This window comes from uncultured Cohaesibacter sp. (assembly GCF_963556055.3).
Lineage (GTDB): Bacteria > Pseudomonadota > Alphaproteobacteria > Rhizobiales > Cohaesibacteraceae > Cohaesibacter.
This window is the reverse complement of record NZ_CAUVYE020000011.1, coordinates 15,722-28,051: the sequence shown is the minus strand read 5'-3', so window position 1 is coordinate 28,051 and position 12,330 is coordinate 15,722. Positions and strand designations below refer to the sequence as shown.

Below are 12,330 nucleotides of genomic sequence, written 5' to 3'. Positions count from 1 at the left end.
CAATCATGGATCTCACTCTCAAGTCAAAAGCTGGGACGGGCTCGCTCAAAGTCCGCCACAAATCGTTTCCGTGATCAGATGACCACGACGGATGTGCCGACACCGACACGTTCATACAAGTCCATCACATCCTCATTGCGCATGCGAATGCAGCCGGAGCTGACCGCATGGCCGATGGACCATGGCTCGTTGGAGCCGTGAATACGATAAAGGGTAGAGCCCAGATAGAGGGCACGTGCACCCAGCGGATTGCGTGGTCCGCCTTCCATGAATTCAGGCAAGCCGGGCTGACGGGCCCGCATTTCCTCAGGAGGACGCCAGGATGGCCACTCGGCTTTGCGTGACACCCTGTGCGTGCCAGCCCACTGGAAGCCCGGACGACCAACACCCACACCATAGCGTCTGGCGGTGCCATCCTTGTTGATGAGATACAGGTACCGTTCATTGGTATTGATGACGATGGTACCGGGCTTCTCCGCGCCGTAATAGTCGACAACCGTCGGCAGGAAACGCGGATCAATGGTTGGCCTGCGCTGCGCGGTCACTTTCTTTGACGCTTCAAGGGTTGGCCTGGCGACCGATGAAACCCGGTTGACGCGCGGGCGTCTGTCAACGGGGCGGGCCCTTGTCTGGCCGGGGCGCAACTGCATGACCCATGGCTCGATCTGGTCGGGGCTCAGGATAACGGGGGGTGGCGCGGCATAGCGAACGGAACTGGCTGCACTTGTTGACACTTGCCAAGACAGGCACAGCGCAACAGCGCATGAAGATAAAAATAGATGCCTCATCGACGATACTCACAACAAAAATCGACAGCATTCCGGGCCATAAGCCCCAAATGATTGTAACGAGAAGCATAGGGAAAAATTATACTTAACAAATGCTTCTGTATTTGATTCAAAGTTTATGCAGTAAATCAATCGGAAAGGTTAACAAGAAATTGCTAAGGCGATTGATTGGATTCAGCGTTAAAAAAGGGTTTCTGAATCAAATTTATACTTAATGAAATGACAATCTCGAGGCCTTTCCGCGTCGTGCGGGCTTTGTGCCTGCCTCAGTCGGGCGGAATCTGTGCAATTTGCGGCTTGGATCCGGCGAGCCCGGTGGAAAAAAGCACGGCTTCCCGGTTCGGTAGCCAGCTCGGACTGTGCCGAAAGGATGAAAAAGAGGCCTAACGCTTCTCGACAATCTTGCGGGCATAGCGCAGCAGGTGCGGCGTCAGGGGTTTGACTTCGTTCAGCGTCATGCCCGGCCTCAGGTCCGGACTGTAAAGCATGTTAAGGATCATGCGATCATACTGTGTGAAATAGTCGAAACGGCTCTCGTCATTGAAGATGGAATAAATCAGGCTCTTGTCATCGTTGACCGGGCCGAGACCTTGCAGGATCTCCTCCACCATGCAGCGTTGGAAGGTCGCCCGCCCCTTGTCCGAAACGATGACAGCATCGGACCGCAAGATGCCGGAGCGGCGGGATAGAACCCGAACGATACACTCTCCGGGCACCTGAATTGACTTGTCCTTGAACACTTCATTCTGAACCGTTGGAATATAGTCCTTGGCATCGACCACATAGATGGTGAAGTTGGCGTCCTTCTTGTTCCGTGCCATTTTGATCTGCAAGCCGGGGATGCTTTGAGGCAGGCTTTTGACGAAGGCCCGAACCGTCTTCAGTCGATTGAGTTTTGCGCGATTGTCGATCCAGATACGCACCGGCGTGACATATTTCTTGACCCTCTTGGACTGGCTTCCCCAGCTCAAGGCAGAGATTTCGGACCCGAACACGGTCTTGTAGAAGCCATTTGTCAGGTCATCGTCATGATAGGAGACGGTTTCTGCGCTGACTGCGGGCTGGAGCAAAAAGAGCAGGACGAGGAGCACACCACAAAGCTCAGCCATGGCGGTGCCCGCAGGTCTTGTCTTGTCTGATGCTTTAGCCAAGCGAACTAAACGGTCCATCGATCACGCCAACCTTGCTTTCCAAATAACTCGGGCCAAAGACCTTACGGGGCTTTCTTTTGGGACATCCTTGTCAAAAATCCGGATTCAAGGTCACGCGCCGAGCAATTGTTACAATGCGCATTTGCATCGGGAAGGTCAATTGCAAGCTTGCATCATTTCTACCGTAACCCCCGTGAAGCATCAGCAATATCGGGCATTTGCGCGCTATTCTGCCAGATGGCGGGTCGGCATTCGGCTTCAAATTTCATAGCCTAGTGAAAAATAAGCACTTATAGGGAAATCAAAAACCCAATATTAACGAAGCCTGGTCTAATGTGCCCCCATTAAGTCTTTGCGCCTTGCCATCGCTGACAGGTGAGGTGAGCTGTTTGTTAGCCTTCCTCCGTCGCGCAATCGGCCTGTAAGACCCATAGAGTAGTTTGTAGTTCGGGAGTAAAATTGGAATGGCACTGGCTACGAAACCATTTCGAATTGAGCAGATTTTAGGCGATGCGGTGCTTCCAAGGGCTGGCGCAGCAAATTCCGCAATTTCAAGCGATCAACACCGAGAAATCATGAACGAACTGGGCGCTCTGCGCCGGTTGATTGAACCGGCTCAGGAAATGAACACGTCCATGTTTGACACGTTCCAGAAAGAGTTGAGCGAGGCCCTCAAGATCAAAAGCGAGATGGACGAGATCTATGAGGCCATCGCTGAGACCAAACGGGAAATTGCAACGCTGCATGTGAACGGTCTGCACTCTGCGGAAATGAACCGGGTCACCGACGAGTTGGACGCCATCGTCAACGGCACCGAGCAGGCGACAGAGCAGATCCTGGCCGCCGCCGAGGTGATTGACGAAAATTCCAGCAAGCTTTCAAAGGTTCTGACCGGTGAAGAAGACCAGTGGACCCACGAAATTCAGGAAGCTGTCATTTCCATGTTCGAGGCCTGTAACTTCCAGGACTTGACCGGTCAGCGTATCACCAAGGTTGTCAATGTTCTGCGTTTCATCGAAGAGCGCATCGTCTCCATGATGGATATTTGGGGCGGCATTGAGCAATTCATTGAAATTGAAGTCGACAATCCATTGGAAAAAACCGGCGATGCTGCGCTTCTGAATGGTCCGGCTCTGACTGACGATGTCGGCGTTGCCAGCCAGGCCGATATCGACGCCCTGTTTGACTAACCCTTTTTGCGTAGCAAAAAGGGTGCAGACGGTCCCCCATAAAGAACCCAACAGCGACAGGTGCCTCGCCAAGAGGCACCGATAGCCTGCGCCATGGGGTGCAGACGGTCCCCCCCATAAAGAAACCAACAGCGACAGGTGCCTCGTCAAGAGGCACCGATAGCCTGCGCCATGGGGTGCAGACGGTCCCCCCCATAAAGAAACCAACAGCGACAGGTGCCTCACTGAGAGGCACCGATAGCCTGCGCCATGGGGTGTAGACGGTCCTCCTTTAAAGAAACCAAAAGCGACAGGTGCCTCGCTGAGAGGCACCGATAGCCTGCGCCATGGGGTGCTTGACAGGTTCAGTGAATCTAGCTAGATGAACAAAAGATGAACATTTACATAGGAGGCTGGACTTTGACAGACGAGACACTTTCAGATGGTCTGATCATGGGCCCCGATGGCAAGGCGCGTTGCTGGTGGCACGACAATAAACCTGACTATATGGCCTATCATGATCAGGAGTGGGGGCGCCCGGTAAAGGATGATCGGACGCTTTTTGAAAAGATCTGTCTTGAAGGCTTTCAGTCGGGCTTGAGCTGGTACACGATCCTCAGCAAACGGGAGAATTTCCGCGCCGCCTTTGCCAATTTCGAGATTGCAAAGGTCGCCACCTTCGGGCTGGATGATGTTGAGCGCTGCCTTCAGGACAAGGGCATCGTCCGGCACCGTAAGAAGATCGAAAGCACCATCAACAATGCGCGCCGCGCCCAGGAATTGCAAAAGGACTTCGGATCGCTGGCGGCCTACTTCTGGGCCCATGAACCGAGCCGTGAAGAGCGACCGGACAATGCTTCCTTTGACGAGATCCGGCAACTGACCAAGACCGAGATTTCAACCCGGATTTCCAGGGATTTGAAAAAACGGGGCTGGTCCTTCGTCGGCCCGACAACGGTCTATGCCTTCATGCAGGCCATGGGGCTGGTCAATGATCATGTTGAGGGGTGTTGCTGCCGCGATGATGTAGAGGCCCTGCGTCGGGGCTTCCAACGCCCGTAAGCATCATGAGGTCTGGCAAGAGGACCTAGCGCAGGGACAGCATCCAGTTGAGCGTCTCGCGCCAGTCCAGCATGCGGATTGGCGTGCCGTGTTTGCCCTTTTCGAAAATGGCAAGCCGGATCGGATAATCTGGTCGCTGGGCCTTGACCTTCTTGAAGAAATCCAGCTGGCTCTGCCATGAAAAGGCAGTATCATAAGTCCCGTGGCCAATATATATTGGCAGCCCGTGCCCATTTGCTGAAAAGGCCGGGGAATAAAGCAGCGTGTCGCGACGGATCGTGCCCAGAAACAGCATCCCGTCGAGCATCTTCACCGCACTTGCATCCTCCAGAAGCTGATAGCAGATTTCTCCTCCCATGGACCCGCAGGCCACAAACACCGCCGCCTTGGGGGATTTCGCCTTCTGCTCGGTGATCAACGCCTTGATGTCGGCCTTGCCGCGACCGCCGAAATCGGTGAAATCGGGAGAGATGTAGAGCCCGTCATTGCGGACCATCAGATTCTTGATGCGATTGAAATTGCCCCCGAAGCTCCAGTCATTGAAGCCAAGGGATCGGTCGCCGCCCCGGCCATGCAGAAAGATGGTGATGGCCTTGGCCTTGCCCGCACTTCTGCCCGCCGCCTCATAGTGAAGCGTGCGGCCATTGACGGAATAACTTTTCGTCACATGGCTTTTGTCCGGCAGGCGAGAGATATAGTAGCTATAGACTTTGTGAACAGGAACTTCGTCCCGCTCGTTGACATCGCGGGTTTCCTTGTAATTGACCCGCACGAAATCCCCGTCATACCCGCTTTCCAGGAGATCGGGATATCGAAACAATCGATCCTTCCATGAAGACAGGCGATAGGAGCTTGCCGCCACCCCATCGGCAAGCAGGCAAAGCATGAGAATCGCCAGCGCTCCAAATCTTCCGGTTCGCTTAAGCCTTCCAACGCGCCCAAGTCTTCGAACTTGCACGCCAAAGCACAGAGAACCGGCGCAAACCGGCCGGGAAAGGATCATGCGAGAAGAAGTCAACGGGAAGATCATGGCGGGGTCCGTTTTCAAAAGGCGGCTTTGCTGTTGCGAGCGCATGATACCGGCTCCTGAGCTTTGTTCAAGCACCCCTCTTGAGATGCCAGAAGGAATTCGCACAAGGCAATGAAGGGAGCGGCACGGATCCGGGGAGACCGCTCCGCGTATCGAACGTCTGCAAGCGGTGTTTTCTCTGCAATATTGAGCACAGATGTGCGTTTCCTTTGCAAATATGCTAACAAGTTGTTAAGGGAAACCGCCATGGCTCGACCGGACATTGTGGGTGCCGTGCCCTTTCGTGCATGAAAATTTCAACGCCAGCAGACCTTGAGAGGATATGATGAGCGAGTTGTTTGAGCAGTTGGGAAGCTATGCCCCACTGATTATTAATGCCTGCAAGGCATTGATTTTTATCATTATTGGCTATATTGCCGCCGGCATGGTCAAGCGGTTTATTCTGAACAAGATCACCCCGCTTGAATCGGTCGATGACACCCTGGGAAATTTTGCCGCGTCCCTGGCACGCTGGGGCATTCTGCTGATTGTCGGCATCGCCGTGTTGCAACTGTTCGGCTTCCAGGCGACCAGCCTTGTCGCGGTTCTGGGCGCAGCCTCCCTGACCATTGGCCTTGCCTTGCAGGGCACCCTGAGTGATGTTGCATCGGGCATCATGCTGATCATTTTCCGCCCCTACAAGCTGGGGGATTATGTCGACATTGGCGGCACATCTGGCACGGTCAAGTCCATCGAGCTGTTCGTGACCTACCTTGTCACCGTCGACAATGTGCAGATCATCGTGCCGAACTCCAAGGCATGGGGCGCGATCATCACCAACTATTCGGCCTATGACACGCGTCGCGTCGATCTCACCTTCGGTATCGATTACGGCAGCGACGCCAACAAGGCCATGTCGCTTATCATCGATCTGGCCAACGCTGACGAGCGCGTTTTCAAATCGCCCGAGCCATGGGTTGCCATCACCAATCTTGGGGATTCGTCGGTTGATGTGTCGACCCGCCTGTGGTGCAAGGCATCTGACTATTGGCCGCTGAAATTCGAATTGTTGCAGAAGGTCAAGGAAGCCTACGATGCAAACGGCATCGATATCCCTTATCCGACCACAACGATTGTGCGCAAGGACGAGGATTGATCCATACGGCGGCGCAAGCTGTCCAATGGCCGATCAGATCAAGACAGAGGGCGGCCCCGTGCTGCCCTTTCTGCTTTCGGCAACTAGTCGGGCGGGCCAAGGCCAAGGGCATTGGCAATCACGCTCTCTAGCACCTGCTTGCTCAAACACCCGTCGATATCGATAGTCTGCAATGTGTTTTGCCCGGTCTCTTGTTGAATAAAGGCGTAACTTTGTGCCGCAGCGTCTTCAGTTTAGCGATATAGATGTCATTTACGTGAAGTTTCCCGCACAACTCGGCCCGATTGTTCGCTCTTCTCTTGCCGCAACTCGCCCGATAGGCTAGGAAAAACGCGCCAAGTCGCGCACAAGGCGCGACCCTGTTATCAATTCTAGTTCAAAAGTGACGTCCAACCATGGCAAAGAATAAAAAGCCCAACAAGCTCAAGGCCCGCCTGCCGCGCGGATTTGTGGACCGGACTGCCGAAGATATTCGCAGCTCCGATGACATGATCGCAAAAATCAAGGCTGTCTATGAGCATCATGGCTTCGATGCGATTGAGACGCCGACCTTTGAATATACCGATTGTCTGGGCAAATTCCTGCCCGACACCGACCGTCCCAATGCCGGCGTCTTCTCCGTGCAGGATGATGACGAGCAATGGATGAGCCTGCGCTATGATCTGACCGCGCCGATGGCCCGCCATGTGGCGGAGAATTTCAATGAAATCCAGCTGCCCTACCGCACCTATCGCGTCGGCTATGTCTATCGCAACGAGAAACCGGGGCCGGGCCGATTCCGCCAGTTCATGCAGTTTGATGCCGACACCGTCGGCGCACCCGGCGTTCAGGCCGATGCCGAAGCCTGCATGATGATGGCTGACACGCTCGAAGCGCTGGGTATCGAGCGCGGCAACTATGTCATCCGCGTCAACAACCGCAAGGTTCTCGATGGGGTGATGGAAGAAATCGGCTTTGGTGGTGACGAGCATGCAGAGGCGCGTCTCACTGTTCTGCGCGCTGTCGACAAGCTCGACAAGTTTGGCCCCGATGGCGTCCGGCTTCTGCTTGGCGAAGGCCGCAAGGACGAGAGCGGCGATTTCACCAAGGGCGCAGGCCTCAGCTCCGAAAATGTCGAGAAGGTGATTGCCTTCACGGAAGGCACGCTCGACATGGACAATGACGGTACCCGTGAGCTTGATACGATGCAGGCCATCTTTGATGCCTGCGGTTATGGCGAAGATCGCATCAAGATCGACCCGTCCGTTGTCCGTGGTCTCGAATATTATACCGGCCCGGTCTATGAAGCCGAGCTGCTGTTTGATGTCACCAACGAAAAGGGCGAAGTGGTTCAGTTCGGCTCTGTTGGTGGCGGCGGGCGCTATGATGGGCTGGTCAAACGCTTCGTTGGCCGCGATGTTCCGGCGACCGGCTTTTCCATCGGCGTTTCCCGCCTGATGACCGCGCTTAAGAATCTCGGCAAGCTTGGCGATGAAATCGTGGTTGCGCCGGTGCTGGTCACCGTCATGGATGGCGATGTCGAAAGCCTTGGCCATTATATGAAAATGGTGCAGGATTTGCGCGCTGCCGGTGTCCGCTCCGAGCTTTATCAGGGCAACTGGAAGAAATTCGGCAATCAGCTCAAATATGCCGACAAGCGTGGCTGCCCGCTGGCGATCATTCAGGGCTCTGATGAGAAAGAACAGGGCATCATCCAGATCAAGGATCTGGAAGAAGGCAAGCGCCTGTCCGCCGAGATCGAGGATAACGCCACATGGCGCGAAAGCCGCCCGGCTCAGGTCGAGGTGCCCCTTGCCGAGATGGTCGAGACCGTGAAAAAGATGCTGGCCGATCAGGCTGCCGACCGCGCCAAAGAGCAGAAATAGCAAAGTCAGCCTCCGGGCTTGGCTAAAATGGCTAAAGGAGAAGAGATGCCCCACTTCAGCCAGGAAATGCGCGCGGAGCTGGCGAGCCAGTTCGAAGCGGCCGGTGCAAGATTGATCAATCTGCCGATCCTTTATTCCGCTGACCTGTTTGTCGATCTGATCGGTGAGGATATCCGCCGCCGCCTCTATATTGCAGATGCGGCCAATGGTGAGGCGATGGCCCTGAGGCCTGAATTCACCATTCCGGCCTGCCTGCATCACATCTCTCATGGCGATGTCTCTCGCAAGGCCAGCTATGCCTGCTTTGGCCCTGTCTTCCGCCAGCGTGCCGATGATGAACCGGGCGAGTTCCATCAGGCGGGCATCGAACAGATCGACCCCGAAGGGGGCGTTGAATTCGACGCGACAAGTGTTGCCCGCGCCGTTGCCATGGTCGAAGCGCTGTCCGCGAACAAGGCCATTGTCACCGTCGGTGATCTGGGGCTGTTCTCCGCGCTTCTGACCGCACTTGGGACGCCGACCGTATGGCAGCGTCGTCTTGAAGGGGCTTTCGGTGATCGCTCCGTGCTCGACCGCATGCTGAGGCGGCTTGAAGAGGGCGGGTCTGACAATCACGGAGCCTCCGCAGGTCTTGCCCGCATTCTGGAAGGCAAGGAGCCCCAGGATGTGCGCGAAGCGGTTGAGGAAATGCTCGATATCGCCGGGCTGTCGGCTGTCGGTGGTCGCTCGGTTGGCGATATCGCGGAACGCTACATGGAAAAGGCGGAGCTTGCCGCTATGGCCGGTTGGGACAAGGACAAATTGGCGATCATTGCGCGCTTTCTTGCCATTTCCGGCTCGCTTGAGGAAAGCCTCTCAGCGCTCAAGGCCTTCAATGAGGCCGAGGGCAATCCTCTCGGAGAGGCCTTGGCGCTCCTCGAACAGCGATTGGAAGCCATCAAGGCTGCCGTGCCAGAGGGAACAAAGTTGCAATTCAAGGCCGATTTCGGTCGCCGCCTTGATTATTATTCCGGGTTCAATTTCGAGCTGCATTTCCAAGGCCAGTCAAAGCCTGTTGCCGGGGGCGGGCGCTATGATCGCCTGCTCGGCCTTCTGGCCAACCGGTCGGGAAAAGGCAAGGAAGGCGAGGCGGTGCCTGCCATCGGCTTTGTCGTCTGGCTTGATCGCCTGTTCAAATCCAACTAGGGAGAGACCATCATGAGCAAGAGCCCTCTTATCATCGCGGTTCCCTCCAAAGGTCGCCTGCAAGAAAACACCAATGCCTTCTTTGCCCGCGCCGGACTTGACGTCGCCCGTCCCGGTGGCGCGCGCAATTATCGCGGCCATCTCACCGGTATCGACAATGTCGAGATCGCTTTCCTTTCCGCCTCCGAGATCGCCAAGGAACTTAAGGCCGGTTCGGTGCATCTGGGGGTTACGGGCGAGGATCTGATCCGCGAACATCTCGCGAGCCCCGAGAGCTATGTCGATCTCCTGATCAAGCTCGGCTTTGGCCATGCCAATGTCATCATCGCCGTGCCCAAGGCATGGATCGATGTGCGCAACATGGAAGATCTGGGCGATGTGGCCATGGACATGCCCGCCCGTTATGGGCATCGTCTGCGTGTTGCCACCAAATATATCAACCTGACCCGCGCCTTTTTCGCCAGTCACGGCATCATCGACTACAAGATTGTCGAAAGCCTTGGCGCAACGGAAGGCGCTCCGGCTACCGGATCCGCCGATATCATCGTTGATATCACCTCAACCGGCTCAACCCTTGAGGCCAATAATCTCAAGATCCTCGAAGATGGCGTCATGCTTCGCTCGGAGGCCAATCTTGTTGCCTCCCTTACTGCCGACTGGTCAGAGGAAGCAAGGAGCGCACTGGGGCAGATTCTTGATCGCATCCAGGCCGAGGAAGCAGCCCGCAATCGTCGCGAGATCTCAGCAGCCCATTTCGATGCCGCCATGGTGAGTCAGCAAATTTGTGATGAATTCGAGCATGAGGGTATTTCTGCGCCCTTCGGGCATAATGAGCATTTTTTGCGCCTGCATGCGCCGCAACGGGTTGTCTATGCCATCGCCTGCCGCTTGCGTGAGCTTGGTGCAATGTCGGTTTCGGTCAGCCAGCTTGATTATATCTTCGAAGCCTCAAATCCGCTGTTCGAGCATATGAAACAGCGCCTTGAGGATGCCGGGATCTGATCCGGAAGGGGCAGGGACGTCTCATCATGTTTTGGACGCATTGATTTGCGATAGAATCGCGTCATAAAGGGGCGACCTTCATCTTCTCCCGCAACACATACCGAGCGGAACTCTGTCATGAGCCACAGGACAAGCCTTACCCGTCGCGATGCCCTCAAGCTGACTGCTGCTGTATTGGCAGCCCCGGTCATGATCCGGCCGACAATTGTTAATGCGGCCGAACTGGAACGGGCCATCGGCGATCTCATCATGGTCGGCTTCACCGGCAAGAGCGCAGACGGCAAATTTGCCCGCACGATTGCGGATCATGTTGCAAAGGGCAGGGCGGCATCTGTGGTCTACCTGGCCGCCAATGTCGGCAGCCGCAGCGACATCCTCAAACTCAACAAGCTTTTCCATGATGCCGGTGTCACCCATATCGCGATCGACCATGAGGGCGGTACTGTCCAGCGGCTCAGGGAACGGCAGGGCTTCAAACGCATTCCGCCCGCCTATAGCCTTGGTCAGAAGGAAGCGGTTTCAAGCGCAGAGCGGATCTATAATCAGGCGGCAGGCGAGCTCAAGAAAGCCGGCTTCACCTTCAATCTGGGGCCGGTTGCGGACCTGCATCGCTCCTATAATCCGGTGATCGGCAAGAACAGGCGTGCCTATGGCGAGGATCCGGCAACGGTGGTGCGTTATGCCGGGGCCTTTGTACGAGCCCATCGCCGTTATGGCATCACCACGGCTCTCAAGCATTTTCCCGGTCACGGTCTTTCCAAAGCCGACAGTCACAACGGTTTTGTCGATATTCGCGACAGCTGGCAGGAAGAAGAACTCGAACCATTCGCCCAGCTGATCGGGCAGGGGCTGGCCGACGTGGTCATGTCAGGCCATCTCTATGTTCGCGTGAGCAAGGGCAGCGATGGGGAATTGACCACCTTTTCGCGTGCGCTCGTTCAGGATGTCTTGCGCCGGGGACTGAAATTCAAGGGCGTGACCATGACCGACGATCTGGACATGGGCGCGGTACGCAAGCTGGCAACGCCCAAAGAGGCGACTTTGAAAGCCGCCAGCGCCGGATATGACATTCTCCTGCTGTCCAACACCCTCAATCCCGATCCGGACCACCCGGCCGAGGCTGTTCAGTGGATCAAGTCCGCAGTCCAGCAGGGGAGTTTGCGGGAAGACCAGATCTTGCAGTCCTCCCGGCGCGTGCGCAGCTCCCGGCTAAGTTGAGTGGATCACGGGCTTTTCTAGCGACCAGAGCGGGCCAGCTCGCGGGCCAGACTTCGCGCAAGTGTCGGATGGTTGAAGACCAGTGCCGCAAACACGCTTTCGTCAACCGCGTGAGTAAGACCGGCGCGGATCAGCGTCGCGCACTGCTCGGTGCGATCTCTCAGATCCATCAGCGAAAGCCCGTTCTTGGCTCCCAGCTCATAGGCCGAATGATAGGACATCACCCTTGCACGAAACCCGGCCTTGAGCACCGTGGCAATCGAGGGGCCGACCTGCGTGCCATGAGCAGGGGCCTTGAAAGATGTCGTATTGCCCTTGTCTATGCCTCTTGCCAAGCTGGAGGCGTGATTGACGAGACAATCAAAATTTTGATCAACTGCTTCAAACATTGTGCTTCCTTCCTAACGGAGTCAGAAGCGAACGACGCCCTGACACGGTCTGGAAGACTGACGACAACTGATAGGGAGATTCCGCATTTGTTGCGTCCATCTTCGCGGTTTGCAAAGATGCCGCCACATCCCGAACAGGTGCCACCTTGCCGCGGGCGGCAGGTTGGCGAGGGCGTCAGCCCTTCTCTTGATGATGGCGGGACAATAGAGCGCAATCGAGGCAGAATCAAGCATCTTGTGAAAAATCTTGCCATTTGGGGTGCATACTGCCTCTCGGGCAAACCGGTCTGATGCAACCAAAGGAAGAGGCCGCCCTGATGACGGCCTCTAATGACG

11 protein-coding genes and 1 riboswitch are annotated in these 12,330 nt (G+C 55.9%); of the genes, 7 read left to right on the top strand and 4 right to left on the bottom strand.

Annotation, left to right across the window (positions count from 1 at the left end; genetic code table 11):
* Positions 1-74: 74 nt before the first annotated feature.
* Complete coding sequence (locus tag ACHZB8_RS05975; protein WP_394706126.1) at positions 75-788, bottom strand: L,D-transpeptidase; 714 nt, start codon at positions 786-788, stop codon at positions 75-77.
* A 383-nt stretch (positions 789-1,171) separates the two neighbouring features.
* Entirely contained in the window at positions 1,172-1,957 is a 786-nt protein-coding gene (locus ACHZB8_RS05970; protein ID WP_316859348.1) for a DUF2927 domain-containing protein, read from the bottom strand.
* Positions 1,958-2,403: 446 nt separating this feature from the next.
* Between ACHZB8_RS05970 and ACHZB8_RS05965 the strand changes: the two genes are divergently transcribed.
* Positions 2,404-3,129: a protein phosphatase CheZ gene (locus ACHZB8_RS05965; protein WP_316859346.1), complete on the top strand. Its 726-nt coding sequence runs from the start codon at positions 2,404-2,406 to the stop codon at positions 3,127-3,129.
* A 432-nt stretch (positions 3,130-3,561) separates the two neighbouring features.
* Positions 3,562-4,170, top strand: coding sequence for a DNA-3-methyladenine glycosylase I (locus tag ACHZB8_RS05960; RefSeq protein ID WP_316859423.1), 609 nt, complete (start codon positions 3,562-3,564; stop codon positions 4,168-4,170).
* Between the two features lie 25 nt (positions 4,171-4,195).
* Here the strand turns inward: ACHZB8_RS05960 and ACHZB8_RS05955 are convergent, their stop codons facing one another.
* Positions 4,196-5,245, bottom strand: coding sequence for an alpha/beta hydrolase (locus tag ACHZB8_RS05955; RefSeq protein WP_316859345.1), 1,050 nt, complete (start codon positions 5,243-5,245; stop codon positions 4,196-4,198).
* Positions 5,246-5,525: 280 nt separating this feature from the next.
* On the opposite strand from ACHZB8_RS05955, the gene ACHZB8_RS05950 reads away from it, so the two are divergent.
* The 5 genes from ACHZB8_RS05950 to ACHZB8_RS05930 all read left to right on the top strand — a co-directional run bounded on the left by ACHZB8_RS05950 (position 5,526) and on the right by ACHZB8_RS05930 (position 11,605).
* On the top strand, positions 5,526-6,335 hold the full coding sequence (locus tag ACHZB8_RS05950; protein ID WP_316859344.1) for a mechanosensitive ion channel domain-containing protein: 810 nt from the start codon (positions 5,526-5,528) through the stop codon (positions 6,333-6,335).
* 395 nt (positions 6,336-6,730) lie between these two features.
* Entirely contained in the window at positions 6,731-8,200 is a 1,470-nt protein-coding gene (gene hisS, locus ACHZB8_RS05945; RefSeq protein ID WP_316859342.1) for a histidine--tRNA ligase, read from the top strand.
* Positions 8,201-8,245: 45 nt separating this feature from the next.
* Positions 8,246-9,385, top strand: coding sequence for an ATP phosphoribosyltransferase regulatory subunit (locus ACHZB8_RS05940; RefSeq protein ID WP_316859341.1), 1,140 nt, complete (start codon positions 8,246-8,248; stop codon positions 9,383-9,385).
* Between the two features lie 12 nt (positions 9,386-9,397).
* A complete protein-coding gene (gene hisG, locus ACHZB8_RS05935) occupies positions 9,398-10,387 on the top strand; it encodes an ATP phosphoribosyltransferase (RefSeq protein WP_316859340.1) in 990 nt (329 codons plus the stop codon).
* A gap of 117 nt (positions 10,388-10,504) precedes the next feature.
* Positions 10,505-11,605 carry a glycoside hydrolase family 3 N-terminal domain-containing protein gene (locus ACHZB8_RS05930; protein ID WP_316859339.1) on the top strand — a complete coding sequence of 367 codons (1,101 nt, stop codon included), beginning with the start codon at positions 10,505-10,507 and terminating at the stop codon, positions 11,603-11,605.
* A gap of 17 nt (positions 11,606-11,622) precedes the next feature.
* On the opposite strand, the gene ACHZB8_RS05925 is transcribed toward ACHZB8_RS05930, so the two are convergent.
* Positions 11,623-11,994 carry a hypothetical protein gene (locus ACHZB8_RS05925; RefSeq protein WP_316859338.1) on the bottom strand — a complete coding sequence of 124 codons (372 nt, stop codon included), beginning with the start codon at positions 11,992-11,994 and terminating at the stop codon, positions 11,623-11,625.
* 76 nt (positions 11,995-12,070) lie between these two features.
* Positions 12,071-12,193: riboswitch (SAM-I-IV-variant riboswitch) on the bottom strand.
* Positions 12,194-12,330 lie beyond the last annotated feature (137 nt).

Bases quoted from the DNA above. Each gene is read 5' to 3' on its own strand.
- ACHZB8_RS05975 (WP_394706126.1), bottom strand. From the start codon at position 788: ATGAGGCATCTATTTTTATCTTCATGCGCTGTTGCGCTGTGCCTGTCT.
- ACHZB8_RS05960 (WP_316859423.1), top strand. From the start codon at position 3,562: ATGGGCCCCGATGGCAAGGCGCGTTGCTGGTGGCACGACAATAAACCT.
- ACHZB8_RS05925 (WP_316859338.1), bottom strand. From the start codon at position 11,994: ATGTTTGAAGCAGTTGATCAAAATTTTGATTGTCTCGTCAATCACGCC.
- ACHZB8_RS05940 (WP_316859341.1), top strand. From the start codon at position 8,246: ATGCCCCACTTCAGCCAGGAAATGCGCGCGGAGCTGGCGAGCCAGTTC.
- hisG (WP_316859340.1), top strand. From the start codon at position 9,398: ATGAGCAAGAGCCCTCTTATCATCGCGGTTCCCTCCAAAGGTCGCCTG.
- hisS (WP_316859342.1), top strand. From the start codon at position 6,731: ATGGCAAAGAATAAAAAGCCCAACAAGCTCAAGGCCCGCCTGCCGCGC.
- ACHZB8_RS05950 (WP_316859344.1), top strand. From the start codon at position 5,526: ATGAGCGAGTTGTTTGAGCAGTTGGGAAGCTATGCCCCACTGATTATT.
- ACHZB8_RS05970 (WP_316859348.1), bottom strand. From the start codon at position 1,957: ATGGACCGTTTAGTTCGCTTGGCTAAAGCATCAGACAAGACAAGACCT.
- ACHZB8_RS05930 (WP_316859339.1), top strand. From the start codon at position 10,505: ATGAGCCACAGGACAAGCCTTACCCGTCGCGATGCCCTCAAGCTGACT.
- ACHZB8_RS05965 (WP_316859346.1), top strand. From the start codon at position 2,404: ATGGCACTGGCTACGAAACCATTTCGAATTGAGCAGATTTTAGGCGAT.
- ACHZB8_RS05955 (WP_316859345.1), bottom strand. From the start codon at position 5,245: ATGCGCTCGCAACAGCAAAGCCGCCTTTTGAAAACGGACCCCGCCATG.